This window comes from Janthinobacterium sp. OK676 (assembly GCF_900103595.1).
Classification (GTDB): domain Bacteria; phylum Pseudomonadota; class Gammaproteobacteria; order Burkholderiales; family Burkholderiaceae_D; genus Janthinobacterium.
In genome coordinates this window covers 121,503-145,649 of the sequence record NZ_FNHA01000014.1, presented here as the reverse complement: position 1 = coordinate 145,649, position 24,147 = coordinate 121,503, and the positions used below count along the sequence as shown (strand labels likewise).

Genomic DNA, 24,147 nt, shown 5'->3' with positions numbered 1-24,147 from the left:
CCGCGCGCGCGCGGAGCGGGGGAAGGCAGAAGTCGCTATGGCCCATAGCAACCCGCACCGCATTGAATCGCGGCGCCAAGACGTTGACCATGGCGTTATCCGATCAACCGAGACAAACCACCATGGCAACCAAATCCCAATTCTTCCGCGTCGCCACCGAAGGCGCCACCACGGACGGCCGCAACATCGACCGCGCCACCATCGAGCAGATCGCCGCCACCTACAACCCAAAGACCTACGGCGCGCGCATCTGGCTCGAACACATTCGCGGCATCCTGCCCGACAGCCAATTCAAAGCCTACGGCGACGTGATCGCGGTGAAAGCCGAAGAGGTCGACACCGACAACGGCAAGAAACTGGCCCTGTTCGCGCAGATCGAACCCACGCCGGAACTGGTGGCCATCAACAAGGCGAAGCAAAAGCTGTACACCAGCCTGGAAATTCAGCCCGATTTTGCCGACTCGGCGCAGCCCTACCTGGTCGGCCTGGGCGTCACCGACAGCCCGGCCAGCCTGGGCACCGAGGCGCTGAAATTCTCCGCCAGCCGCAAACAGCAAAGCGCCAACCTGTTCACCTCCGCCGTCGAGGTGACGCTGGAATTTGACGAGCCGCAGGGCACCAAGCTGGCCGACGCCGTGAAAAACCTGCTGTCGCGCTTTTCGAATAAATCCGGCGCCGACGCCGCGCAGTTCGCCGACATCAGCGAAGCCGTGCAGGCGCTGGCCGGCCACGTCGTCACCGCCAACGACAACTATGCCGTCGCCATCAAGCGCCTCGACGCGGCGGAAAAGGCGCAGAAAGCGACCGAGGAAGAGCTGGCCACCTTCAAGGCGCAGATGGACGAAGCGCCCGGCAACGGCCCGCGCCGCCCGGCCGCCACCGGCAACGACGGCGCCGTGCAGACCGAGTTTTAAGCGCCCGCGCTATTCCACTACCCCCCTCAACAACGGAGCACTGATTTATGAAAAAACAAACGCGCCAGGTCTTTGGCCAATATGAAACCCGCCTGGGCCAGCTGAACGACACCGACAACGTGGCCAAGACCTTCAGCGTCACGCCCAGCGTGCAGCAAAAGCTGGAAAACAAGATGCAGGAATCGAGCGAGTTCCTGTCGAAAGTGAACATCATCGGCGTGGGCGAGCAGGAAGGCGAAAAGCTGGGCCTGGGCGTGTCCGGCCCGATTGCCAGCCGCACCAACACCAAGGACAAGGAACGCGAAACGCGCGACCTGTCCACCATGGACAGCACCCAATACCGCTGCGAGCAAACCAACTTCGACACGCATTTGAGCTATGCCAAGCTGGACGCCTGGGCCAAGTTCCAGGACTTTCAATCGCGCGTCGCCAATGCCATTCTTACGCGCCAGGCGTTAGATCGCATCGTCATCGGCTTCAATGGCGTGAAAGTCATGGCCACCACCGACCTGGCCGCCAATCCGCTGCTGCAGGACGTCAATAAAGGCTGGCTGCAGCACCTGCGCGAACAGGCGCCCGAGCGCGTGCTGGGCCTGGTCGCCGCAGGCATGCCGGGCAAGGTCATCATCGGCGACGTGGACGGCGCCGACTATGCCAACCTGGACGCGGCCGTGGCGGACGCCGTCAACCTGCTGGACCCGTGGTATCAGGAAGACACCAATCTGGTGGCCATCGTCGGGCGCAAACTGCTGAACGACAAGTATTTTCCATTGGTCAACACCAAGCAGGCGCCTACGGAAACCCTGGCGGCCGACATCATCATCAGCCAGAAGCGTATCGGCGGCTTGCCGGCGGCGCGCGTGCCCTACTTCCCGGACAACGCGATCCTGATTACCCGCTTCGACAATCTGTCGATTTACTTCCAGGACGGCGCGCGCCGCCGCCGTGTGGTGGACGAGCCCAAGCGCGACCGCATCGAGAACTATGAATCGTCGAACGACGCCTACGTGATTGAAGACCTGGGCCTGGCCGCGCTGGTGGAAAACATCGAGCTGAAAGACAAATAATGGCCAACCAATCCCCCGCCCTGCGCCACCGCGCGCGCATGCTGGCCGAGCGCACGGCCGGCGCCGCCGCGCCGCAAGGCGTGACCACCGGCACGGCCTACGACTTGATGCTCTACAAGCTGTCCGATGACCGGCGGCGTCTGAAATCCATCCAGTCCGTCGAACGCAAGATCGAGGTCAAGGCCACCTTGCTGCCGGATTACGCGCAATGGATCGACGGCGTGCTGGCTGGCGGCAAGGGTGCGCAGGATGACGTCTTCGCCACCCTGCTGGTGTGGCACATCGACACGGGCGAGTACGCGCGCGCCCTGGTCATGGCCGAATACGCGCTGGCGCACAAGTTCACCCTGCCCGACACCTACAGCCGCGACATCGTCACCCTGATGCTGGACGAATTCGCCGAAGGCTACTTGCACGGCAAGCTGGCCGCCGATCCGCAGCACGCGGCCCAGGTGCTGGGGCGCGTCGAAGAACTGACAGCCGCCAGCGACGCCCCGGACCAGGCGCGCGCCAAGCTGCACAAGGCCATTGGCCTGGCCATGATCGCCGTGCTCGATCAGGCCGACGATACGGACATCGCCCCGGAGTTGGTGGCGCAGGCGGAAACGGCCATGGGCCAGTTGAAACGCGCCCGCGCCCTGTCGGAGTCCTGCGGCGTCAAGAAAGATATGGAACGGCTGGAGCGGCGCCTCAAGCGCGCGGCCGGTTCCACGTAAAGAGCATCCCCCGCAGCACGGCGGCACGGGGGATTCTGGTCATACCCTTGACCTGATGAACCCCGTCCACCGCCCCATTTTGAAAGCGTCCCGTATGTCCTTCATGGCCCTGCCCCCGTCCATCCCGCCCGGCACCACCCCGGCGCCACCAGCAACGGCCGCTGGCGTCATCGAGAACGACGGCTGGTTTCCCGACATCCTGCTCACCGATATGCGCGACGCCATGCGCCTGGACGGCACCGTCACCGACGCGCGCCTGGTGCAAGCCGTGGTCGATGCCATCCTGCAGGTCAACCGCGAGCTGGCCGACTGGCAAGGCAAGCAGGCCGCTGCCGGTATCGCCGCCCTGGTCGACGTGCCGACCACGCGTATCAACCGCGAATCGCGCCTGCTGGCGCAGTACCGGCGCGCCGTCTACAGCACGGCGAAGGCCGATTTGATCGAGCGTTACCGCGATTACGACAGCACGGCCACGTCCGTCAGCGACAAGAAAAGCATGGAGTGGCTCGACGAGGCGCCAGGTGCGCAGCGGCGCAATGCGCAATGGGCCATCGCCGATATGGTCGGTCGCACGCACCTCACCGTGGAATTGATCTGATGCAGGTGCGCACGCGACAGCACGACACGGTAGACGACCTGGTGTGGCGCTACTTGGGCGACGGTGCGGGATACGTCGAGCATACCCTGGAAATGAATCCCGCGCTGGCGCGCCACGGCGCCGTGCTGCCGGCCGGCCTGGTCGTCACCCTGCCGGAACCTACCGCCAGCGTGGCCGCCGTTGCCGATCTTGTGCAGCTATGGGACTAACTTTTTTAACAACACCTCTACTTATCCTCATCATGGAGAAACAAGCAATGTCCGCAGAATCGTTTGGTGGTTTCGCCACCCTGGTCAAACTGTACGGCTTCAAGGCGGCGCTGGGCATGGTCGGCGCGGCCATGCTGTACATCGTGCTGCCGCCGTTGAACAGCGACGGCACCTTCAACAAGGGCGAATTCGTCGCCCGCCTGGCCTGCGCCGGCGTGTTCTCGTGCCTGCTGGGCGGCACCGTGTATCAGCTGCTGTGCGCCCAGCTCCCGGCCATTGGCGCCATGGTCAACGCCTCCGCCATCGACCTGATCGTCGGCGCGCCCGGCTGGTGGGTATCGCGCGCCGTGGCCCTGTGGTTCCAGCGCCGCAGCGACAAGGACATCGCCGAGCTGGTCAAAGACGCGAAGGAACACTAATGGCCACCATGGAAAATCCCCTGATCGCGCGCGTCATCGACGCCATCCTGCGCGCCGAAGGCGGCTATGTGAACGACCCGCAAGACAAGGGCGGCGAAACCAATTACGGCATCACCGTGGCCGTGGCGCGCGCCAACGGCTACCAGGGCGCCATGCGCAACTTACCCGTGGCGGTGGCGCGCGCCATCTACACGGCGCGCTACATCACGGAACCGAAGTTCGACCAGGTGCTGGCCATCCATGCCAGCATTGGCGCTGAAGTGATCGACACGGGCGTGAACATGGGGCCGCACCGCGCGGCCGAGTTCCTGCAGCGCTGGCTGAACGGTTTCAATGACACGGGCGCCCGTTATTCCGCCCTGTTTGTCGATGGCCGCCTGGGCGTGCAGTCGCTGGGCGCGTTGGCCGCGTTCCTGAAATGGCGCGGCCAGGATGGCGCCGCCGTGCTGCTGCGCGCCCTGAATGGCTTGCAGGCGGCGCGCTACTTGGAAATCACCGAGGCCAACAAGACCCAGCGCCGTTTTCTGTTCGGCTGGATCAAGGAACGGGTGGCCATGTGACCATGACCACCTGGCGCCCGCTGGCCGCCTGCCTGCTGTGTGGCGCCATCGCGGGCTGGACGGCGCAGGGCTGGCGCAAGGACGCCAGCATCGCCGAACTACAGCGGCAGGCGGCCACCAACAAGACCACGGCCGCCACCGTGCTGGCCCAAGCCACCGCCCGCGTGCTCACGCTGGAACGCGCCGCCGGTGCCGCTCTGGCCCAGCGCGCCGACCACCTCACCCAGGAACAAACCCATGCGAAAACTGAACGTGACCGTTTCAACCTTGATGTGCGCAATGGCGCTGTGCGCCTGTCAATCCCCGTTGCCAGCGACCACTGCGCCGCTTCCGCCGGTCCCGGTCATCCCGCCACTGCCGCAGGCCATCGGCACGAAACGCGCGCCGAACTTGACGCAGCGACTGCGGCAGCTCTTGACGCCATTGCCGGCGACGGCGACGACGCCACCCGCCAGCTGAACGCCTGCATCGACGCCTACAACCTAGTACGAGACACCTACCATGTACAAACCGAATAGCCTGCGCCAGCACTTGGCCGCCGCAATTCCCCAGCTGCAGCGCGATCCCGACCGTCTGCTGGTCTTCGCCGACGAGGGCAATGTGGTGGCGTCGGCCACCGCCTCCCTCTCCTTCGAATACCGCTTCAAGCTCAACCTGATCGTCACCGATTACGCGGGCGATGCCGACGCCATCATGGTGGCCCTGATCGCCTGGCTGAAAGTCCACCAGCTCGACCTGATGGCCAACGAGGAAACGCGCAAGCACGGCATCGCCTTCGAGGTGGATTTCAATAACCATGAAACAGTCGACATTTCCATCAAGCTGGACCTGACCGAGCGCGTGGCCGTCAAGGTCGGCGAGGCCGGCCGCCTCGACATCAAACACCTGGCCGAGATACAGCACATGCCGGCCTACGCGGACGAGTTCTGGAAGCTGTATGCCGGCGAGAAGCTGCTGGCCGAATGGCGCACGCCAGAGGCGACAGCATGAGCGACGACCTGCACGCCCTGGAAGCCTGGGCCGGCGCCCTGTTGGCCAAGCTACAGCCGGCCCAGCGCCGCGCCATCAATCACAAGGTGGCCATCGACCTGCGCCGCAGCCAGGCGCAGCGCATCAAGGCACAGCAGGGGCCTGATGGCGCCGCGTATCCGGCGCGCAAGCGGCGCAAGGAATTCAAGGGCAAGAATGGACGGATCAAGCGGCAGAAAGCGGCAATGTTCGCCAAGATTCGCACCGCCAAACACCTGAAAATAAAGGCGACCGGCGACCAGATCGAGGTCGGGTTCTTTGGCTGGGTGGCGCGCGTGGCGCATGTGCATCAGTTTGGCCAGCAAGACCGCGTTACCAAAAAAGGGCCCGTCTACAAGTATCCGGAGCGGCCGCTACTGGGCATAAGTGAGCCGGATCGGACGTTGATACGCGAATCGCTGCTGCGTCACATGGAAAAAAAACCAAGATGCTTCAATGCAAACTTCAACTGACATTTATTATCAAATGCGTTAAAGTCACATGAATCCAACCGCGACAGACCACGAGCGGTTATTTGTCCGATGTCATATTTATTTTTCCATAAAATCGGACCAAACATTCCATATTTCCCAGCAGGCACGAGCGTACTCATTACGTATGAGTGCGATTTTCTTCCAATTAACAAGGCCTCGATCATGTGCGCCAGTTATATTTAACTTTAGTATTCAGGGGGCAAGAATGTCGGCACTAATACGATCCGTTGAGCTGAAGTTGAATCGCGCTTGTGAGCAAGTGCAATTGCTCTCCCACTCAATTTCTGACTGGGCTGCCAACAATCCAGTTACTGCTGACTGCAAGCTAAGCGATGGACGTCTGGGGTTCCAGCTAATACAGAAGGATTTCACAATAGCGCCATCACTTGACGAATGGAGTCTCCAGTTCGGGGAGTGTGTGCATAACCTTCGCAGCGCTCTTGATAATCTTGTCTTCGCACTTGCACGAGTCAAGTGCGATCCTCCAGAGAAACCCATCAGTATCGCATTTCCAATCTACCAGGATCGAGAAAAATTCGAAAAGGACGGGCGAAAAAAAATCAACCAACTCCCTATGGCTGCCGCCGAATTGATTGAAAAGTTGCAGCCGTTTCAACGAGACGGCTCACACAAGTTTGGAACTCCTGAGCGCGATGCACTTGTTCTGCTTCAATCACTAAGCAATGATGACAAGCATAAAGTTCCGTCTGTCGTTGTTTTAGCTCCCACGGAAATGGGCCATGACTTCGATGTTTCGTTTTATTCCGACGAAGACGCGTCGGCAAACGTACAGCCAGATGTAACGGTGTGGGTAGGCCCACTACTTCCAGGAACCGTGCTTATGGAATTAAGAACCAACAGTCCTCTTAAGTCTGTGAATGGAGCATTTGAGGGACATGCGATTGTGGCAATCGAGACACCAAGCGGGCCGGTGGCAGTCGTTCAGACATTACAAGCATTGCACCAGTACACCAATCTCGTTGCCTCTCAATTTAGGGCGTTCTTTTAAAAGAACATCCGCGCAATATGACAATGATGCCTAATTCTGCAATCAGTCGAACCGGCACGAAAAGCCTCGGACTTCGCCACATTGCCACCTACTTGCGAAATATACGTTTATGCATCACGAGCTGCCATAGTCGCTAAGCCACATATCAACCCGCCCCCGCGTGCATCCGCACGCGGACTTCGGCAACATGCATTGCATGAACGCCGACCTGTCCGACCTCCTCCGCTTGCTGCAAAACCTGATCCGCCTGGGCACCATTGCCGAGGTCAAAGGGGCCAAGGCGCGTGTGCGGCTCGGGCCGACACTCACCACGGAATGGCTGAAATGGGCCACCCGGCGCGCCGGCAGCACGCGCACCTGGTCGGCGCCCACCGTCGGCGAACAAGTGATCGTCTTTTCCCCGGGCGGCGACCTGACGCGCGGCATCATTCTGCCCGCCCTGTACTCGCAGGAATTTGACGCTCCCGAAACCAGCGACACCATCCACACCACGCACTACCCCGACGGCGCCGTGGTGCAGTATGACCACGCGGACCACGCCCTGACGGCACTTATTCCCGGTGGTACCGCCACCATCACCGCCGAAAAGGTGACGTCCAACGCGCCCAGCACTATCTGCACGGGCGACCTGACCGTCATGAAAAACCTGATCGTCAACGGCGCCACCGCCCTGAACGGCGGCGTGAACGCCAAGGCCGGCGCCGCTGGCGGCGTGGCCATGGCCGTGCAAGGCACCGTCAAAGCCAGCGAAGACGTGCTGGCCGGCGCCATCAGCCTGGCCAAGCACCCGCACGGCGGCGTCAAAGCCGGTGGCGACCAGTCGGGCGGGCCGCAATCATGATGGGCATGCACGCCGCCACCGGGCGCAGCTTGACGGGCCTGGGCCACCTGCGCCAGTCCGTGACCGACATCCTCACCACGCCCATCGGCTCGCGCATCCGGCGCCGCCGGTATGGTTCCGAAGTGCCTGAGCTGATCGACCAGCCCCTGAACAGTGCCACGCAATTGCGCATCTACGCCGCCACCGCCTTTGCCCTGCGCCGCTGGGAGCCGCGCCTGCAGCTCGCCAGCGTGCAGCTCACGCGCGATACGGACGGCGCCATCGCCCTGCTGCTGGACGGCACGGCGAATGGCCAGGGCATCACCCTATCCGTGCCTGTCAAGCAAGGCGGCAGCGTATGAGCACGCCCATCGATCTGACCCAGTTGCCGGCGCCCAGCGTGGTGGAAGCCCTGGACTTCGAAACCATCCTGGCCATGCGCAAAGCCCACCTGGTCAGCCTGCTACCGGAAGCCGAGCGCGAAGCCGTCACGGCCTTGCTTGAACTGGAATCGGAGCCAGCCACCAAGCTGCTGGAAGAAAACAGCTATCAGGAAACCATCCTGCGCAACCGCGTCAACGACGCCGGCAAGGCCGTCATGTTGGCGTTTGCGTTAGACGGCGACCTCGATCAACTGGGCGCCAACGTCAACGTGGCGCGCCTGGTCATCACGCCGGCCAATCCCAATGCCCTGCCGCCCGTGGCCGCTGTCATGGAAGACAACGACGCCTACCGCCTGCGCATCCAGGAAGCGCCGGACGGCCTGTCCGTGGCCGGCCCGAAAGCGTCGTATGAATTTCATGCGCGCAGCAGCGATGGCCAGGTCAAGGACGCCAGTGCCACCAGCCCGGCGCCGGCGCACGTCATCGTCACCGTGCTGGCCAACAACGTCACCGGCATTGCCGATGCCGCGCTGCTGGGCACCGTGGCGCGCGCGCTCAACGCCGAGGAAGTGCGCCCCCTGGGCGACCGCCTCACGGTACAGGCCGCCCAGGTCATCGATTACCAGATCGAAGCCACCCTGTTTATCGGCGTCGGCCCGGAAGTGCCGATTCTGCTGGACGCCGCGCGCGCCAACGCCGCGCGCGTGTCGCAGCCGCGCCGCCCGCTGGGCCACAGCATCTATCGTTCCGCCTGCAGCGCCGCCGTCCACGTCGAGGGCGTGCGCAAGGTGGTGCTGGCCAGCCCGGCCGCAGATATCGAACTGGACGCCACCCAGGCCGCGCGCTGCACCGGCATCAACTTGAACGTGGTGGTGCTCGATGAATAGCATCGTGCCGACCCTGCCGCCCAACACCACGGCGCTGGAGCGCGCCATTGCCGTGGCCTGCGCCGAGCTGGTCAAGGTGCCCGTGCCGCTGCGCGACCTGTGGAACGCCGACCGCTGCCCCGTCAATCTGCTGCCGTTCCTGGCCTGGGCCTGTTCCGTCGACCGCTGGGATGACGTCTGGCCCGAGTCGATCAAGCGCGGCACGATCAAGGCGTCCTACTTCATCCACAAGCACAAGGGCACCATTGCCGCGGTGCGCCGCGTAGTGGAGTCCCTGGGCTACCTGATCCGTATCACCGAATGGTGGCAGACCACGCCGCCCGGCGTGCCGGGCACCTTCCGTCTCGACGTGGGCGTGCTCGACACGGGCATCACGGACGCGATGTTTCAGGAAATGGAACGCCTGATCGCCGATGCCAAGCCCGTCAGCCGGCATTTGACGGGCCTGGCGCTGTATCTGGAAAGCCGGGGCCAGGTGCAGATCGGCCTGGCCACCTACCACGGCGATGCGATGACGGTCTACCCGTGGATCGCCGAAGAAATCGAAGTGCGCGGCACGCTGTTGCAAGCCGGCGCATCCCATACCATTGACACCATGACCATCTATCCATGAGCACATACTTTGCCATTCTGACGCAGGTAGGCGAGGCCAAGCTGGCGAACGCCATCGCCCTGGGCCAAACCCTGAAACTGAAAAAAATGGGCGTGGGCGACGGTAACGGCGCCTTGCCGATCCCCGACCGCATGCAAAAGGCGCTGGTACGCGAAGTGCGCCGCGCCGACCTGAACCAGCTTGCCATCGACCCGGCCAACCCCAGCCAGATCATCGCCGAACAGGTGCTGCCCGAAGAGGTGGGCGGCTGGTGGATACGCGAAATCGGTCTTTACGACGAGGCGGGCGATCTGTGCGCGGTGGCCAACTGCCCGCCAAGCTACAAGCCCGTCATGGCCGAAGGCAGCGCGCGCACGCAGGTGGTACGTGTGGTGCTGATCGTCGCCAGCACGGCCGCCATCGAGCTGAAGATTGATCCCAGCATCGTGCTGGCGACGCGGGGCTATGTCGAACAATACGCCGCGAAACTTGGGCACCAGCACGACGCGGCTGATGTCATCAGCGGCGTGCTCTCCATCGCACGCATTCCGCAACTGGCCATCAGCCGCATCACCGGCCTGCAGGAAGCGCTGGCCGGCAAGGCGCCAGGCGATCTGCGGCGCCATAACGTCGCCCCGGCCAGTCGCCTGCCCAACGTGAACTACACCAATAGCACCGGCCGCGTGATGCATATCAATGCCGGCTTCATTCACCTTACGAACAGTCAGTTCCACGCAATGGTGCTCGTCAGGGACAGCGGCGGGGAAGTCCATGCCGACGGCGATATATCCAATTCAAACGGCGGCTACGGCACCAAGGCAAGCGTCATCGTTCTGCCAGGTGAAACCTATCAATGGAACTACAACGTGCAATTAACCGTTCCGACACTTCAATTCTGGCGGGAGACATACTGATGAACACAATGCGCTATCTGATTGATCCCGTCACATCCGCCGTCTGTGCTTTTGAGCGCGAAGCCTTGGCATTCATTGACAAGGCGCTGGCCGCCGGCATGGTCGATTGCAGCCGCCCGCCCGAGGAAAACGAGTCCTGGGATCGTGAGACAGCCATGTGGGCCGTTCGTCCCGACCAGGACGGCACCCTCTTTCAGGGCAAAGCCCTGGCGCATTTGAATGCCACGCGGATCTTGCGAGAGCAATTGCTCAATCGCCTGTGTGGACTCGGCTATGACGCCTTGAACGAGGGTGACAACGACATGGTGATGGCCATCCACACGGCCCGCCGGGCGTTGCGGGACATTACCGAAGCCCCTGCGGTCGTTGCGGCAACCGACATCGACCAGCTGCGCAATGCTGTCAGCGCAGCCTATCAGGTGATTGTCGCTGCGGCGCCGGAGCAAATGCAGGTGGCCTTTTTAGGCATCCAGTTATAGCGGTGCCAGGCAGCTAACGCCCTTGCGCCGAAGCGCCAACCGACATTTTCACATTTACCAAGGAGAACCACATGGCAACTGACTACCACCATGGCGTGCGCGTCATTGAAATCAACGAGGGTTCGCGCCCCATCCGCACCGTTTCCACGGCCGTGCTGGGCCTGATCGCCACGGCCGACGACGCCGACCCGGCGGCCTTCCCGCTCGACACGCCCGTGCTCGTTACCAACGTGCTGGCCGCCATGGGCAAGGCCGGCAAGACGGGGACCCTGTACCGCAGCCTGCAGGCCATTGCCGCGCAGACCAAACCGCTGACCATCGTCGTGCGCGTGGCCGAAGGCGAGACGGAAGCGGAAACCACCAGCAATGCCGTGGGCGGCGTGTCGCCCGATGGCAAGTACCTGGGCGCCCAGGCGCTGCTGGCCGCGCAAAGCAAACTGGGCGTCAAACCGCGCATTCTGGGCGCGCCGGGCCTCGATACCCAGGCCGTGACAAACGCCCTGGCCAGCGTGGCGCAGCGGCTGCGCGGCTTCGTGTATGCGTCGGCCTACGGCTGCGCCACCGTCACCGCGGCCACCACTTATCGCGGCCAGTTCGGCCAGCGCGAAGTCATGATCATCTGGCCCGATTTTGTCGACTGGAACACCGCCATCGATGAGGAGGCGAGCATTTCCGCCGTGGCCTACGCCATGGGCCTGCGCGCCAAGATTGACGAGGAAACGGGCTGGCACAAGACCCTGTCCAACGTCGTCATCAACGGCCCGACCGGCATCACCAAGGACGTATTTTTCGACTTGCAAGACCCGGCCACCGACGCCGGCGTGCTCAACGCCAAGGAAGTGACCACCCTGATCAACATGGGCGGCTACCGCTTCTGGGGTTCGCGTACCTGCGAGGCGCCGGGCGGCTTCTTCTATTTCGAAAGCTACACGCGCACGGCCCAGGTGCTGGCCGACACCATCGCCGAGGCGCATTTCACCTTTGTCGACCTGCCCTTGCATCCGTCCCTGGTGCGCGACCTGCTGGAAAGCATCAACGCCAAGTTCCGCGACTTGAAATTGCAGGGCTACATCATCGACGGCCATGCCTGGTATGACGAGCAATACAACGACAAGACGGCGCTGAAAGACGGCAAGCTGGCCATCGATTACGACTACACGCCCGTGCCGCCGCTGGAAAACCTGAAATTCCAGCAGCGCATTACCGACCGCTACCTGGCCGACTTCGCCTCGCGCATCGCCGCGTAATTGCCATCACCACCCTGCCCGCCCCTGCGCGGGCGCATTGAAATACTGGAGAAATTATGGGCCTGCCCCGCAAACTGAAAAATTTTAACTTGTTCCAAAACGGCGTCTCCTTCATGGGCATGGTGCCCGAAGTCACCTTGCCGAAACTCAGCCGCAAGATGGAAGAGTACCGCGCCGGCGGCATGAGCGGCCCCGTGTCCGTCGACTTCGGCAATGAGGCGCTGTCGCTGGAATGGAGCGGCGGCGGCCTGATCGCCGAAGCCCTGAAACAGTACGGCGCGCACACGCACGGCGCCGTGCAACTGCGCTTTGCCGGCGCCTACCAGGAAGACGACGATGGCACGGTCGCCGCCGTCGAGGTCGTCGTGCGCGGCCGTTACAAGGAAATCGACATGGGCGGCGCCAAGATGGGCGACGACACCACGCACAAATACACGATGGCCTGCAGCTATTACAAGCTGATGATTGACGGCGCCACCGTCATCGAACTGGACTTCATGAGCGGCACCGAAAACTTCGGCGGCGGCGACACCAACGCGGCCATCCGCAAAGCCATCGGCCTGTAATCCCCTTTTACTGACCACCCCACCACAAGGAACACAGCATGAACAACGATACCCAAAACCAAGCCGTCATCGAACTGGACGACCCGATCAAACGCGGCGATAGCTTCATCACCGCGCTGACCGTGCGCAAACCCAAGGCGGGCGCCCTGCGCGGCATTTCCCTGATCGAGCTGGCCAACCTGAACGTGTCGGCCCTGCAGATCGTGCTGCCGCGCATCACCGAGCCGACCCTGACCGCGCAAGACATCGCCAACATGGACCCGGCCGACCTGCTGGCCGTGGGCGCCGAGGTTGCCGGTTTTTTGGCGAGCAAAGCAGATCGCCTTTCGGTATCCCCGGCGAAGTAGAAGACGCCATGGCCGACATTGCGGGCGTCTTTCACTGGACGCCGGCAGCGATGGACGGTTTTACGATTGATGAACTGATGGCCTGGCGCGAACGCGCCCGGCAGCGAAGCGGAGCGGAATAAATGGCTGGTCGGGATTTGAAGTTACAGGTAGTGTTTGCGGCACTGGACAAAATCACCGGCCCGCTGAAAAAAATCATGGGCGGGTCCAGCGACACGGCCAAGGCATTGAAGGCGACCAGCGACCGCTTGCGCGACTTGAACGCCCAGCAAAAAAGCATCAGCAAATTCCGCGAGCTGCATGGCGGCCTGGACGCGACCCGCACCAAGCTGGAAGCGGCACAGCAGAAGGTGACCAGCCTGGCCGCCAAGATGAAACAGGTGGAGACGCCCACGCGGGCCATGACGCGCGAGTTTAACGCCGCCACCAAAGCGGCCGGCGCCTTGAAGACCGCCGGCCAGCAGCAGGCCCAACAACTGCAGGTCATGCGCGAGCGCCTGGGCGCGGCCGGCATCGGCACCAAAGACCTGGCCAACCATGAGCGCACCCTGCGCCGCGAAATCGAGGCCACCAACAAAACCATGACGCTGCAGCAGCAGAAGCTGGCCAATGCAAACGCCAAGCAGCAGCGCGTCACCAATGCCACCCAGCATGCCGACAAACTGCGCAATAAGGCGGGCAATATGGCCATGGCCGGCGCTGGCGCAACGGCGGCCGGTGCGGTCATGGCCATGCCCATGGCCAAAGGGCTGCACGAGGCGAAGCACTACCAGCTGGAAAAGGCCCGCGTGAATGCCTTGGGGCTGGGGCCGAAAACCAGCCAGCAGGCGATCCAGTTCGCCCAAAACATGAAAACCTACGGCACCAGCCAAAACGAAAACCTGGAACTGGTGCGCGACGCGATGTCGATCTTTGGCGATCTGCACCACGCGGAAATGGTCGCGCCCACCCTGGCCAAGATGAAGTTTGCCAACAAGGCATTTTTCGGCGCCGAGTCGGGCGAAGAGAACGAACGCGTCTTCATGGACTTGCTCAAAGTCATCGAGCAGCGCGGCGGCACGGCCAGCTCGGAGAAATTCCACGACCAGGCCAACATGATGCAAAAGGTCATCACGGCCACGGGCGGGCGCGTCGGGCCAACGGAATGGCTGAACTTCATCAAGACGGGTGGCATCGCTGCCAAGATCATGGACGACAAGCAGTTCTATTACCAGATGGAACCACTGGTGCAGGAAGTCGGCGGCCACCGCGCCGGCACGGCCCTGATGTCCGGCTATTCGAACCTGTACCAGGGGCGCACCACCAAGCGCGCCGTCAGCAACATGGAAAAACTGGGGCTGATTAAAGATCGTCGTCAGGTCAAGCATGACAAAGTTGCGCAAAGCGCCACCCTTGGCCCAGGGGCCCTGCTGGGCAGTGACATTTTCCGACGCAGCCAATTTGAGTGGCTGGAAACCGTCTTGCTGCCACAACTGGAAAAGAAAGGCATCACCGATCCTAAACAAATTGAGGACACCATCGGCAGTTTGTTTTCAAACCGTACGGCCGGTAATCAGTTTCTGGACATGTTCCGCCAGCGCATCCAGATGCACAAAAATGCCAAGCTGAACGAAGGTGCGTATGACATCGAGCAGATTTATGACTTGGGCAAGCAGCAGGCCGGCGGCGCCGAATTGGAAGCGACGGCCAGGCTGGCCAACTTGAAACTCACCATGGGCGAAAAAATCCTGCCGCTGTATGCGCAGGGACTGGAAATGGCCATCAGTGCCATCACGCGCCTGAACGGCTTCATGGAACGCAACCCAACCGTGGCCAAGGTCATGATTGCCGCCTTTGCCGTGCTGGCCGGCCTGCTGCTGGTGCTCGGCCCGCTGATGCTGGGCATTGCCGCCATGATCGGCCCGTATGCCATGCTGCACGTCATGTTTGCCAAAATGGGTGTGACAGGCGGCGTGCTCACGCCCATCCTGCGCGGCCTGGGTGGCGCCTTCATGTGGGCGGGCCGCGCCGTGCTGTGGCTGGGCCGCGCGCTGATGCTCAACCCGATTGGTATTGCCATCACGGTCATCGCCGGCGCCGCCTTCCTGATCTACAAATACTGGGAGCCGATTAAGGGTTTCTTTGGCGGCCTGTGGTCAGACGTCAAGGCGGCGTTTGCCGGCGGCTTCGTCGGCATCAATAACCTGATCGCCAACTGGTCGCCGCTGGGCCTGTTCTATCGCGCCTTCGCGGGCGTGCTGGGCTGGTTCGGTGTTGCGCTGCCGGCCAGGTTCACCGACTTTGCCGCCGGTATCCGGGGCCGCCTCGCCAAGGGACTGGCGCCGCTGGCCGGCTTCTTTACCGGCATCTGGTCGCAGATCAAGATGGCCTTTGCCGGCGGCATCGGTGGCGTCAGCGCCCTGATCGGCAACTGGACACCGCTCGCCCTGTTCTATCGCGCTTTCGCTGGCGTGCTAGGCTGGTTCGGCATCGCGCTGCCCGCCAAGTTCACCGACTTCGGCGCCAGCATCCTGCAGCGCATCACCGCGTCCTGGGCGCCTATTTCCGCATTCTTTGCCGATATCTGGTCGCGCCTGCGCACCGTCTGCGCTGGCGGCATGGGCAGCATCACGGCCCTGATCATCAACTGGTCGCCCGTCGGCATGTTTTACCAGGCATTCGCGGGCGTGCTGAGCTGGTTCGGCATCAAGCTGCCGGCCCAGTTCACCGAGTGCGGCGCCAACATTCTGCGCGGCCTGGTCAACGGCATCACCGGGTCCATGGGCGCCGTCAAGGATGCCATCAGCAATGCCGGTTCCAGCACCATTGCCTGGTTCAAGGAAAAGCTGGGCATCCACAGCCCGAGTCGCGTGTTTGCCCAGCTCGGCGACTACACCATGCAAGGCCTGGCCGTGGGCCTGGATCGCAGCGAGGGCGCGCCGATTGCCAAGGTATCGGGCCTGGCGCAGCGCCTGACGCAATTGGGCGCCGGCATCGCCATCGGCACGGCCACCGCCCTGCCCGCCAGCGCCTTCGATACACGCGCGCCGCTGGCCAAGGGCGGGCTCGGCGCCGGCATGACGATCCAGGGCGACAAGATCGAAATCACCATCCAGGCGCAAGCCGGTTCCGATCCCCAGGCAATCGCCCGCGCCGTGTATGCGGCCATGGAACAGCGCGACCGCGAAAAGGCGGCACGCATCCGCTCTTCCTTGCGCGACCACGATTAAGAAAGATGCACACCATGATGATGATTTTAGGAATGTTCGTATTCAGTCTGCCCACGCTCGCCTATCACGAGCTGCAGCGGCAAACGGAATGGAAGCACGCCAGCACGGCGCGCGTGGGCCTGCGCGACGCGCACCAGTACGTGGGGCCAGGCGACGACACGATTACCCTGTCGGGCTGGGTGGCGCCAGAACTGACCGGCTCCCTGTACTCGCTCGATGCGCTGCGAATGATGGCCGACACAGGTAAATCGTGGATTCTGATCCAGGGCACGGGCCGCATTCTCGGCTCGTATCGCATCACCAGCATAATGGAAGGCCGAAGCATTCTGGACGGCAGCGGCGGCGCGCGCCGCGTCGAATTCTCGATTGCGCTCAAGCGCGACGACGACGGCGTGCTGGCCATGGTGGGCCTGGGCGACATCGGCGACCTGAAAAACATGCTCAGCATCGACGGCATGACCAGCAGCATTGCCGGCGCGGCCAAGAATGCCGTTGGCAGCGTGGTGGGCAATGTGGTCGGCGGCATCACGTCGAAATACGGCGGCGTGGTCAGCGAGATGAAAGACAAGATCGGCGGCAGCATCAGCGGCGCCATCGGCAGCGCGGCGGACAAGTTCAAATGAGCGAGCATATCCCCGCATTCAAGGTCAGCATCGAGGACAAGGATTTGACGGCCATCGTCTCGCCGCGGCTCATCAATCTCACCTTGACCCTGTGCCGTGGCGACGAGAGCGACCAGCTCGATATCTCGCTTGACGACAGCGACGGCAAGCTGGCCCTGCCGCCGCGCGGCGCGCAGATCGCCCTGGCGCTGGGCTGGCAAGCCACCGGCCTGGTGGATATGGGCAAGTTCACCGTCGACGAGGTGGAGCACAGCGGCGCGCCCGACACCATCACCCTGCGCGCCAGGTCGGCCAACCTGATCGACACCTTCAAGCAGCAGCAGGAACACAGCTTTCACAAGACCACCCTGGGCGCCATCATCGAGGCGATTGCCTTTCGCAACGAGCTGGCGTCGGGCGTCTCGGCGCGCCTGCGCGACACCGCCGTCGAGCACATCGACCAGACCCACGAAAGCGATGCGGCCTTCCTGCGCCGGCTGGGGAGGAAATACGATGCGGTGGCCACCGTCAAGAACGACACCTTGCTCTTCATCCCCATCAACCAGAGCCGCACCGCCAGCGGCAAGGCGTTGCCCGTCATTCCCATCACACGCGCCCTGGGCGATGGCCACCGCTACCACAGCGCCGAAAGCGATGCCTACACGGGCGTGCGCGCCTTCTGGCACGACGAGCGCTACGCGCGCCGCCGCAGCGTCGTAGCCGGCGTGCCCGGCAACAGCAAGCGCCTGCGCACCACCTTTGCCAACGAAACGGACGCACGCGCGGCGGCCGTCGCCGAATGGCAGCGCATCCTGCGCGGCCTGGCCACCTTCGAAATGAGCCTGGCCCTGGGCAACCCGGCCGTGTTCCCGCAATCGCCCGTCACCGTGCAGGGCTTCAAGCCCGAGATCGACGCCACCGAATGGCTATCGGTCAAGGTCACGCACAGCCTGGGCGGCAGCGGCTTTACCACGCGCGTGGAGTTTGAGACGAAGACGGAAGCGGTGGAGGCAGAACGCGAGGACGAGAAAGACCCGGACGAAGGCGTCACGGGCGTGCTGGCCAAATGGAAGGACGTGGCGGCGAAGAAGAAAAAGACGGGGCAGGAGCTGGCCGGCGCCTCGGGCACACTCAAGACGCTGGAACATCTTTATAAAAGCAAACAGGCAGCGAAGCGGGCGGCGCTGCATGCATGGCAGCATATCAAGGAGGTGCGAGACATCATCAGGGAAAACCGCGAGGAACCTGAGGCTGCAGAAAAAACTGGTGCTAGTACCTACTGAAAATCCCAAGTCGGTGCAGGTTTTCAATCACGCGTTGCAAGTTTTTCTAAACCAATCAGTTGGGAGATGTTCATCATCTTGTAACCAAACCGAGGGGTGCGTTGAGTACTTTTGTGCGCTTCCAACACTGGATCGAAGTCAATCAGTTGCTTCACGCCCAACATCCCCTTGATGCGATCAAAGTAAGCTCTTGACTGCGCACGAGCGAATATCTCGAATGCACCATTAGATGACTTAGCGAAAATAAACATATTAGGCCACCAGGAACTATGCCACGATTCTTTCGCGACAGATAATATCTCACTGCGGAGATACACAACAAACTCTGCCTGTGCTAGTTTTACCTCGGTAATTCCTGTACCAGTCAACCGTTCCTTCATTAACATACCGATAGGTGACAAGTATCGCGTTTCCATACGATCGTTTCGAATGTCGAGAGTCTGGATATGTCCATTAAAAAGAGAGAAGTCGACTATTTTTTCTTTATCAGAATCTTGATTCCCCTCGTAATAATATCCATCGTTAAGAAGGTTCCCACACAAGTCGAAACGCTCATGCGAAATGAAAATCGTCATAGCAAGAAGGAAAAATTCATATCCTAGAAACTTGAAGTTATCGAAATCTAGCCCATTCCATGAAGTAACATTAGCGGGTCTATCAAAATAAGGAATCAGGGATTCAAAAAAACGATGAATTTTTGAACCGAAATCACCTTTAATGTCATAGATAGCGATAGTTTCAAAAACTTGAGTTAACTCATTCCTCAAAGGAATTGTGGAATGCAAATTTTCGATGAACTGTTCGTCCCAGATCATCTCTGTACTCCTAATGATCCGAAGACGCTCAAAATTTGAAGTTATCGTTGTAAAGTACTCCACTAAAGCTGCGCTAGCAAATGGCTTCCCACCCTTTATCGAGTCAACCGCACGTCGAAAAAAAGGCGTCGTACCAAGAGAGACGTCAGGATTCTCATCGAGATATGCCGGACGCTTCCCTATGGGCTTTCGCTGATGGATCGGCTTGTTATTAATCCAACGAACAATTTTTTCAAACTCTGTGGCGTAATTTTCTTGGCTGCTAAGATCAAGATAGATACGGGAGGAATAATAAGTTGGCAAATATGCATTACCTTGATCGTCGCGCTCCTTGACTACCGCAACGAACTTGTTTTGATCAGTCTCTGCGTATATCTTTGGTGAAATAATCTGAGCCTCGGTGCCTACTCCACCAGTACGATTGTTGGTCTTATCCGCATACACTTTATCGCATATCAGCAAAACTTTTTTAACGTCGGGATCATTAACCATGCGCTCCATAAACGCGATCGAGTCTTGTCCTTCGCGCAGGTCAAATTTATCAAGAAGCACATGCACACCGGAATCACCTAGCTCGTCGGCGAAATTCACAACCCATTGTTCATGTTCCGAATTAGACCAACTGTAAGATATGAATACTTTAGGTATTGAATCCATGAAACCTCTTCGCTATGGAAATACTTATTGGTCGATAAATTAAGTTCAATTTTAAAACTTAATCTTAAATTTTCGCCCAAATTCAGCATGTAAGTATTTGATTATTAAAGTGATGAAATTTTACAGGTTGAATTAATCAGCGCTTTCTTAATTCAATAATAGCGGGATGCAAGCACGTGAAATCGCTGCAAATTCTTTGTCCGCTTGAATTTCCTCATTTAAATTTTCGATCAAGATAAACCGAAGAGCAGCTGGAGCTCTTCGAATTACTTCTACTTGATCACGAAGATTACGAATCCTTTGACCACGTCTTTCAACCAGTTCCGTTCTATTCAATTTAAGCGTTTCTTCGGTAAGTCTAGCATCATCATTTCCAGCTTTAGCTAAAATTAGGGCTCCAATAATAATGAAATGGTCCGCAGGGTCATGCAAATATGGATCTACAAATCCTACACCGTTAGAAAACTTACTTCCTTTATTCGTATTGCAAACATCACACGCAATTGTTAGGTTTTCCCATTCAAAAGTCACAGCGACATTCGTTGATTTTGGCGCAACATGCTCGACATCGCCATATCCCGAGTGCAATAATTTACTTTCACAATAAGCGCATTTACCGTTCGTTTCCAATATTAAAACTGACTTTACGTCTGGGTGTCGATATTTATTCTTTTCCGAATCAGAAGGTTTAGTGCCGTTTGCCACACGATCCAGCAACACTTGCGTCCAAGCTGCTGCATTATCCTTAAGAATAGCTGGCTTTTCCAATTTAGTGAGTTTAATCATTGACTCCCACCACTTCGGCTAAGGCCGTTGAATACATCTCGCCAAATCCAAGTTCGGTCATGCGGGTGCGCAATTCCTTAAGACTTTCAACTGTTATCTCCCGATCTCGATACTCATCAACCAGCGAACTCAATTGAGTTTCCACCCATAAAGGAACAGTAACAGGCACACCCAGAACATCGCGCAATATTTCAGCAGCACTGCCGGCACGATTAACAACGTCGAGCCGTTCGCTAAATACCTGCTTGGTCGGGTCTGGTCCCTCATCGCTCTCCCCATCCGATGACTCCGGCGTAACGGCTGCATAGCGAAGCGCATAGACTGCTGACTCCTTGACCGATGAAACCATGAATGGACTGTGGGTAGCAACTATAAACTGTGCTTGGGGGAAAGCTGACAGTAAGCTGGTTAATAAAGTCCTCTGCATCGATGGATGAAGATGATTTTCCGGCTCATCCATTACTACGACAAAACGTTCAGCTTGACGTGCGTGATCCGTTTTTGAAAATGCATAAATTTGCCATGCCAAGTCGATTAAAGATATCACTCCTCCGGAGGCGGCATCTATGAGAAAATTTCCAGTTGCTGTTTCAAGAACAACATCGCTTTGGCGAATAGATATGTTAGTAAAGCCAAGGCTTTCTGGAAGCACGATGCGTAGTACCTCTATGAACCCAAAATAATAGGATAGCGCGAAATCATCTCCCGGGGACAATTGACTTGCCGGTCCTAACAAAGCCAATGAAACTAAAGTTTCTTTAAGGCGAAAAACCCCACCAGTACCCGTATTGCCACCCTGAAATCTTTGCAATGACTCATTCTGGTACATTCCATAGGCCTGATCAGCATTGAAGGGAGTTGTATTTATCTGTTGTATGGGTCTGAAAAACGGCATCGGGCGATGGGACGAAATAAAAGTCCCCGACAATGGTTGTTGATTAACAATACCGACACCGTATTGTTGCGCACCATGAACCGCCTGAAGTTGCGCAATTACATCGTTAGTATATGTCAAAGTTCCCACAATTGACGCACTGCCTGCAGGCATTGCACCAAACTTCCGAATACCTGTGAAAAACTGCAAATTTCCATTATTTCGTCTTTTTCGGGGAGTTCCCAAAAAATTTCGTTGCCATCCAAAATGTTGAGTCAGCAGGTTAAGCAGAGAACTTTTTCCTGAACCATTCGCACCAGTAATAACTGTTAATTGAGAATGAAACTCAATAGAGACATTCTGAAACTGTCGCCAACCGCTAATAGTTAGCGACTTTAAAGTAGAATTCACGTCTTTCCTTCCAATATAAATATCTATTTCGATTGGATTTCTGCATCGTTCTTCAACGCTAGAATAAATTGGCCAAATAGCATTACTGGTTTTCACGTTGCAAATCAATTTCCGCCCCTGCTCGAGGGTAGCCGTTCGCAAGCGATACTATATTATGGCAAAGAGAGCAACCCGGCTCACCCGCTTCAAGCGCTCACTTCTGAGGAATACAACTGCTGAAAATTATGCAGAGCAAACAAGCAGCAATTACAATAAGCATAAGAAGGTGAATCATTTGCAGACTATTTTTCCTTTTTTCGTCCGCTGCCGGCCACATTAAAAGTCTGCGGCCCAATGATATTCCCCACGAAATTTTGCCCAATCTTCCCGTGAGTTTCAACGTGTGGGGCATTTCCTGCTTGGGATGCTGGGGGCGTTGGCGAGCGCATGCCGCCAATCATCCCAAGTACACCTGCTTTCCCGCGAACATCCATACTTCTATAGCCGTCCAACAATTCTCGCTCATCCGAGGTAACGGCTGATTGCAATCTCTCACCCGTAAGTATGTAGTGGACATCGACCCCGATCCCTGCCAGCGCTCGTAAGTAAAGCGCATCCGGGGCACGCTCGTCTTGCTCATACAGCGTTTGTGCGCGTCGCTTCAACCCGCCGACGGCAGCAAAATCTTCTTGATTCATGCCCAAGCGTTGACGCTCTTCTTTTAGTATTTCACCAATTGATCTCATTTGTGCGCAAATTCTTCTTTACAATGCTCTCATTTGAGAGCTATAGTTATGCCATACCATAGCGATTACAGATCATAACATTATGAAAAACGTATCCATAGCAAGGCGTACCGCCAAGGGCGTCACGACTAAGCCTCTTGGCGTTCGTCTAACGTCTGATGAAGTAGACGAAGTTGAAGGCTATGCAGAGAAACTTGAGCGCTCCCGTGCCTGGTTTCTCCGTTTCCTGATCCTTCGCGGCCTCGCCGATTACAAGCGTGAACTCGCTTCCAAATCCATTCACTAAGGACAACGTCATGTACCCCGATGCAAAACGTATCCGCAGCCACCGCGTCATGCTGCGCTTGGACGATTACGAGCACCAGCTTGTTTCCTCGATCGCCAATTACCAGGGCGAAGAACTTGCGGTGCTGGTGCGCCAGATCGTGATGCGTGAAGCCTTGGCCGTGATCGCCTTGGATGACGCCACCATCGACAGCGTACAGCGCCGTAGCGTTTAAACCGAGTCACTTTTGAGCAACTCTAAAGTTACAGAAAATGCCAGATCATCAAATTAACCTCAATGACGAAGAGCGCGCGGTGCTGGAACTCGTGCGCCAACGCCAGGGGCTGGCAAGTATCGATCAGGCGGCTGAATGGCTCGTCAAATCGCGCTTACGCATACAGTCGAAAAACATGACAGGTCGCGGTCGCGCCCTGTACCAAGTGGAAAGAAAGCTGAAATGAGAGTCATCGGCCTGCCCTGCCCGCATTGCGAAAACACCGTCCGCGCAGTCAAAAGCCGCACGATGTCTGCCATGTTCAAGGAAATCACCTACATGTGCCAGAACCCCGAATGCGGGCACTCCTTCGTGGCAGGCCTGGAAGTACTGCGCACCCTCTCGCTGTCCGCCATGCCCAAGGCCGATATCCGCATCCCGATGTCCCAGCATGCGCGCACGGCAGCCACCAGCCAGCTGGCCCTGGACCTGACTGCGGGCTGCTGATGACTATCCCGATCCTCGCGCCGCCGTAACCCGGCCGCTGTAACTCCCCTCCTTTGCTGTGCCCTGCAGCGCTCCTTTTTGAGCGTGCGGGATTCGTTCAACCAAAAATAAGGAAATCGATGGAAACCACACAGTACGCCGCCAAGCAAACCGGCATTCTTTCCGCACCGAACACGGCCCGCCCTGCCCCGCAACAATGCGTTGTTCCGGTGGCTCCAGCTTGCTTCCTGCTGCAAGCCAGCGCTGGCTCCAGCATCGACGCGCTGTCCTACTCCGTTCACCAGATTGCCAAAACCTATCATGCCTTCGGCGCGGCCAACGTCACCTTCATCATCAGCGATGCGCAAGCGCTGAACGTCGCGGGCTTCTTTACACCTGCGCACCAGCGTGTGCTGGTCGGCGGCCTGCCCATCGAGCTGCACTACATGTTTGCCACCGAACAAGGCGTCCGGCACAGCAATGGCTCCTCGCGCACGCTGTCCTATTGGGCAGAGTACTTTTCAAAGCAAGAGGCACGCTGATGCTGCGCCTGGCCAAAACCTGCGGCATCTGGCTGCTGTCACTCCTGAT

Annotated in this window: 33 protein-coding genes; 29 read left to right on the top strand and 4 right to left on the bottom strand. The window is 59.0% G+C overall.

Features of this window, described 5'->3' with window-relative positions:
• Nucleotides 1–122 precede the first annotated feature (122 nt).
• The 24 genes from BLU39_RS24315 to BLU39_RS24200 all read left to right on the top strand — a co-directional run bounded on the left by BLU39_RS24315 (nt 123) and on the right by BLU39_RS24200 (nt 18,323).
• Entirely contained in the window at nt 123–914 is a 792-nt protein-coding gene (locus BLU39_RS24315) for a GPO family capsid scaffolding protein (RefSeq protein WP_092718028.1), read from the top strand.
• A gap of 47 nt (nt 915–961) precedes the next feature.
• Nucleotides 962–1,981 (top strand): phage major capsid protein, P2 family, encoded by a 1,020-nt coding sequence (locus tag BLU39_RS24310; protein ID WP_092718025.1) that lies wholly within the window; start codon nt 962–964, stop codon nt 1,979–1,981.
• Nucleotides 1,981–2,697: a phage terminase small subunit gene (gene gpM, locus BLU39_RS24305; protein WP_092718022.1), complete on the top strand. Its 717-nt coding sequence runs from the start codon at nt 1,981–1,983 to the stop codon at nt 2,695–2,697. Before BLU39_RS24310 ends, gpM begins: the two co-directional genes overlap by 1 nt.
• Before the next feature lie 94 nt (nt 2,698–2,791).
• A complete protein-coding gene (locus tag BLU39_RS24300; protein WP_092718020.1) occupies nt 2,792–3,295 on the top strand; it encodes a head completion/stabilization protein in 504 nt (167 codons plus the stop codon).
• Nucleotides 3,295–3,504 (top strand): tail protein X, encoded by a 210-nt coding sequence (locus BLU39_RS24295; protein ID WP_092718017.1) that lies wholly within the window; start codon nt 3,295–3,297, stop codon nt 3,502–3,504. Before BLU39_RS24300 ends, BLU39_RS24295 begins: the two co-directional genes overlap by 1 nt.
• Before the next feature lie 47 nt (nt 3,505–3,551).
• Complete coding sequence (locus BLU39_RS24290; RefSeq protein ID WP_035820867.1) at nt 3,552–3,923, top strand: hypothetical protein; 372 nt, start codon at nt 3,552–3,554, stop codon at nt 3,921–3,923.
• Nucleotides 3,923–4,483, top strand: a complete 561-nt coding sequence (locus BLU39_RS24285) for a glycoside hydrolase family 108 protein (RefSeq protein WP_092718014.1) — start codon at nt 3,923–3,925, stop codon at nt 4,481–4,483. Before BLU39_RS24290 ends, BLU39_RS24285 begins: the two co-directional genes overlap by 1 nt.
• A gap of 2 nt (nt 4,484–4,485) precedes the next feature.
• Nucleotides 4,486–5,001 (top strand): lysis system i-spanin subunit Rz, encoded by a 516-nt coding sequence (locus tag BLU39_RS24280; RefSeq protein WP_092718011.1) that lies wholly within the window; start codon nt 4,486–4,488, stop codon nt 4,999–5,001.
• Nucleotides 4,985–5,473 carry a phage tail protein gene (locus tag BLU39_RS24275; protein ID WP_092718008.1) on the top strand — a complete coding sequence of 163 codons (489 nt, stop codon included), beginning with the start codon at nt 4,985–4,987 and terminating at the stop codon, nt 5,471–5,473. The genes BLU39_RS24280 and BLU39_RS24275 overlap by 17 nt, the downstream gene beginning before the upstream one ends.
• Nucleotides 5,470–5,964: a phage virion morphogenesis protein gene (locus tag BLU39_RS24270; RefSeq protein WP_092718005.1), complete on the top strand. Its 495-nt coding sequence runs from the start codon at nt 5,470–5,472 to the stop codon at nt 5,962–5,964. Before BLU39_RS24275 ends, BLU39_RS24270 begins: the two co-directional genes overlap by 4 nt.
• Before the next feature lie 226 nt (nt 5,965–6,190).
• The gene (locus tag BLU39_RS28385; protein ID WP_139178468.1) at nt 6,191–6,994 is read left to right on the top strand and encodes a hypothetical protein; all 804 of its coding nucleotides are present in this window, start codon (nt 6,191–6,193) and stop codon (nt 6,992–6,994) included.
• A 187-nt stretch (nt 6,995–7,181) separates the two neighbouring features.
• Nucleotides 7,182–7,835 carry a phage baseplate assembly protein V gene (locus tag BLU39_RS24260; protein ID WP_254789057.1) on the top strand — a complete coding sequence of 218 codons (654 nt, stop codon included), beginning with the start codon at nt 7,182–7,184 and terminating at the stop codon, nt 7,833–7,835.
• Nucleotides 7,832–8,176: a GPW/gp25 family protein gene (locus tag BLU39_RS24255; protein WP_092717996.1), complete on the top strand. Its 345-nt coding sequence runs from the start codon at nt 7,832–7,834 to the stop codon at nt 8,174–8,176. The genes BLU39_RS24260 and BLU39_RS24255 overlap by 4 nt, the downstream gene beginning before the upstream one ends.
• Nucleotides 8,173–9,084 carry a baseplate assembly protein gene (locus BLU39_RS24250; RefSeq protein WP_092717993.1) on the top strand — a complete coding sequence of 304 codons (912 nt, stop codon included), beginning with the start codon at nt 8,173–8,175 and terminating at the stop codon, nt 9,082–9,084. The genes BLU39_RS24255 and BLU39_RS24250 overlap by 4 nt, the downstream gene beginning before the upstream one ends.
• On the top strand, nt 9,077–9,697 hold the full coding sequence (locus BLU39_RS24245; protein WP_175539403.1) for a phage tail protein I: 621 nt from the start codon (nt 9,077–9,079) through the stop codon (nt 9,695–9,697). The genes BLU39_RS24250 and BLU39_RS24245 overlap by 8 nt, the downstream gene beginning before the upstream one ends.
• Nucleotides 9,694–10,590: a phage tail protein gene (locus BLU39_RS24240; RefSeq protein ID WP_092717990.1), complete on the top strand. Its 897-nt coding sequence runs from the start codon at nt 9,694–9,696 to the stop codon at nt 10,588–10,590. The genes BLU39_RS24245 and BLU39_RS24240 overlap by 4 nt, the downstream gene beginning before the upstream one ends.
• A complete protein-coding gene (locus BLU39_RS24235; protein WP_139178466.1) occupies nt 10,590–11,069 on the top strand; it encodes a hypothetical protein in 480 nt (159 codons plus the stop codon). Before BLU39_RS24240 ends, BLU39_RS24235 begins: the two co-directional genes overlap by 1 nt.
• Before the next feature lie 71 nt (nt 11,070–11,140).
• Entirely contained in the window at nt 11,141–12,316 is a 1,176-nt protein-coding gene (locus BLU39_RS24230; RefSeq protein WP_092717984.1) for a phage tail sheath protein, read from the top strand.
• A gap of 56 nt (nt 12,317–12,372) precedes the next feature.
• Nucleotides 12,373–12,882 carry a phage major tail tube protein gene (locus BLU39_RS24225; protein ID WP_046682355.1) on the top strand — a complete coding sequence of 170 codons (510 nt, stop codon included), beginning with the start codon at nt 12,373–12,375 and terminating at the stop codon, nt 12,880–12,882.
• Between the two features lie 38 nt (nt 12,883–12,920).
• Nucleotides 12,921–13,229 (top strand): phage tail assembly protein, encoded by a 309-nt coding sequence (locus BLU39_RS24220; RefSeq protein ID WP_092717981.1) that lies wholly within the window; start codon nt 12,921–12,923, stop codon nt 13,227–13,229.
• Nucleotides 13,230–13,237: 8 nt separating this feature from the next.
• Nucleotides 13,238–13,351, top strand: a complete 114-nt coding sequence (locus BLU39_RS24215) for a GpE family phage tail protein (RefSeq protein ID WP_071650284.1) — start codon at nt 13,238–13,240, stop codon at nt 13,349–13,351.
• A gap of 75 nt (nt 13,352–13,426) precedes the next feature.
• On the top strand, nt 13,427–16,438 hold the full coding sequence (locus BLU39_RS24210; RefSeq protein WP_139178464.1) for a phage tail tape measure protein: 3,012 nt from the start codon (nt 13,427–13,429) through the stop codon (nt 16,436–16,438).
• A gap of 32 nt (nt 16,439–16,470) precedes the next feature.
• Nucleotides 16,471–17,061, top strand: coding sequence for a phage tail protein (locus BLU39_RS24205; RefSeq protein ID WP_254789056.1), 591 nt, complete (start codon nt 16,471–16,473; stop codon nt 17,059–17,061).
• Entirely contained in the window at nt 17,058–18,323 is a 1,266-nt protein-coding gene (locus BLU39_RS24200) for a phage late control D family protein (RefSeq protein WP_092717973.1), read from the top strand. The genes BLU39_RS24205 and BLU39_RS24200 overlap by 4 nt, the downstream gene beginning before the upstream one ends.
• 23 nt (nt 18,324–18,346) lie before the next feature.
• Here the strand turns inward: BLU39_RS24200 and BLU39_RS24195 are convergent, their stop codons facing one another.
• The 4 genes from BLU39_RS24195 to BLU39_RS24180 form a co-directional block, all read right to left on the bottom strand.
• A complete protein-coding gene (locus BLU39_RS24195; protein ID WP_092717970.1) occupies nt 18,347–19,795 on the bottom strand; it encodes an SEFIR domain-containing protein in 1,449 nt (482 codons plus the stop codon).
• Nucleotides 19,796–19,942: 147 nt separating this feature from the next.
• A complete protein-coding gene (locus tag BLU39_RS24190; RefSeq protein ID WP_092717967.1) occupies nt 19,943–20,581 on the bottom strand; it encodes an HNH endonuclease in 639 nt (212 codons plus the stop codon).
• Nucleotides 20,574–21,962 carry an AAA family ATPase gene (locus BLU39_RS24185; protein WP_175539402.1) on the bottom strand — a complete coding sequence of 463 codons (1,389 nt, stop codon included), beginning with the start codon at nt 21,960–21,962 and terminating at the stop codon, nt 20,574–20,576. The genes BLU39_RS24190 and BLU39_RS24185 overlap by 8 nt, the downstream gene beginning before the upstream one ends.
• Nucleotides 21,963–22,147: 185 nt before the next feature.
• Nucleotides 22,148–22,591: a helix-turn-helix domain-containing protein gene (locus BLU39_RS24180; RefSeq protein WP_092717959.1), complete on the bottom strand. Its 444-nt coding sequence runs from the start codon at nt 22,589–22,591 to the stop codon at nt 22,148–22,150.
• A gap of 82 nt (nt 22,592–22,673) precedes the next feature.
• On the opposite strand from BLU39_RS24180, the gene BLU39_RS28380 reads away from it, so the two are divergent.
• The 5 genes from BLU39_RS28380 (at nt 22,674) to BLU39_RS24160 (ending at nt 24,098) form a co-directional block, all read left to right on the top strand.
• Nucleotides 22,674–22,877 (top strand): ribbon-helix-helix protein, CopG family, encoded by a 204-nt coding sequence (locus BLU39_RS28380; RefSeq protein WP_139178462.1) that lies wholly within the window; start codon nt 22,674–22,676, stop codon nt 22,875–22,877.
• 10 nt (nt 22,878–22,887) lie between these two features.
• Complete coding sequence (locus BLU39_RS24175) at nt 22,888–23,091, top strand: hypothetical protein (protein WP_035820909.1); 204 nt, start codon at nt 22,888–22,890, stop codon at nt 23,089–23,091.
• A 37-nt stretch (nt 23,092–23,128) separates the two neighbouring features.
• Nucleotides 23,129–23,317 (top strand): hypothetical protein, encoded by a 189-nt coding sequence (locus tag BLU39_RS24170; RefSeq protein WP_046682347.1) that lies wholly within the window; start codon nt 23,129–23,131, stop codon nt 23,315–23,317.
• A complete protein-coding gene (locus BLU39_RS24165; RefSeq protein WP_368087034.1) occupies nt 23,227–23,577 on the top strand; it encodes an Ogr/Delta-like zinc finger protein in 351 nt (116 codons plus the stop codon). Before BLU39_RS24170 ends, BLU39_RS24165 begins: the two co-directional genes overlap by 91 nt.
• A gap of 119 nt (nt 23,578–23,696) precedes the next feature.
• Nucleotides 23,697–24,098: a hypothetical protein gene (locus BLU39_RS24160; RefSeq protein ID WP_092717953.1), complete on the top strand. Its 402-nt coding sequence runs from the start codon at nt 23,697–23,699 to the stop codon at nt 24,096–24,098.
• Nucleotides 24,099–24,147 lie beyond the last annotated feature (49 nt).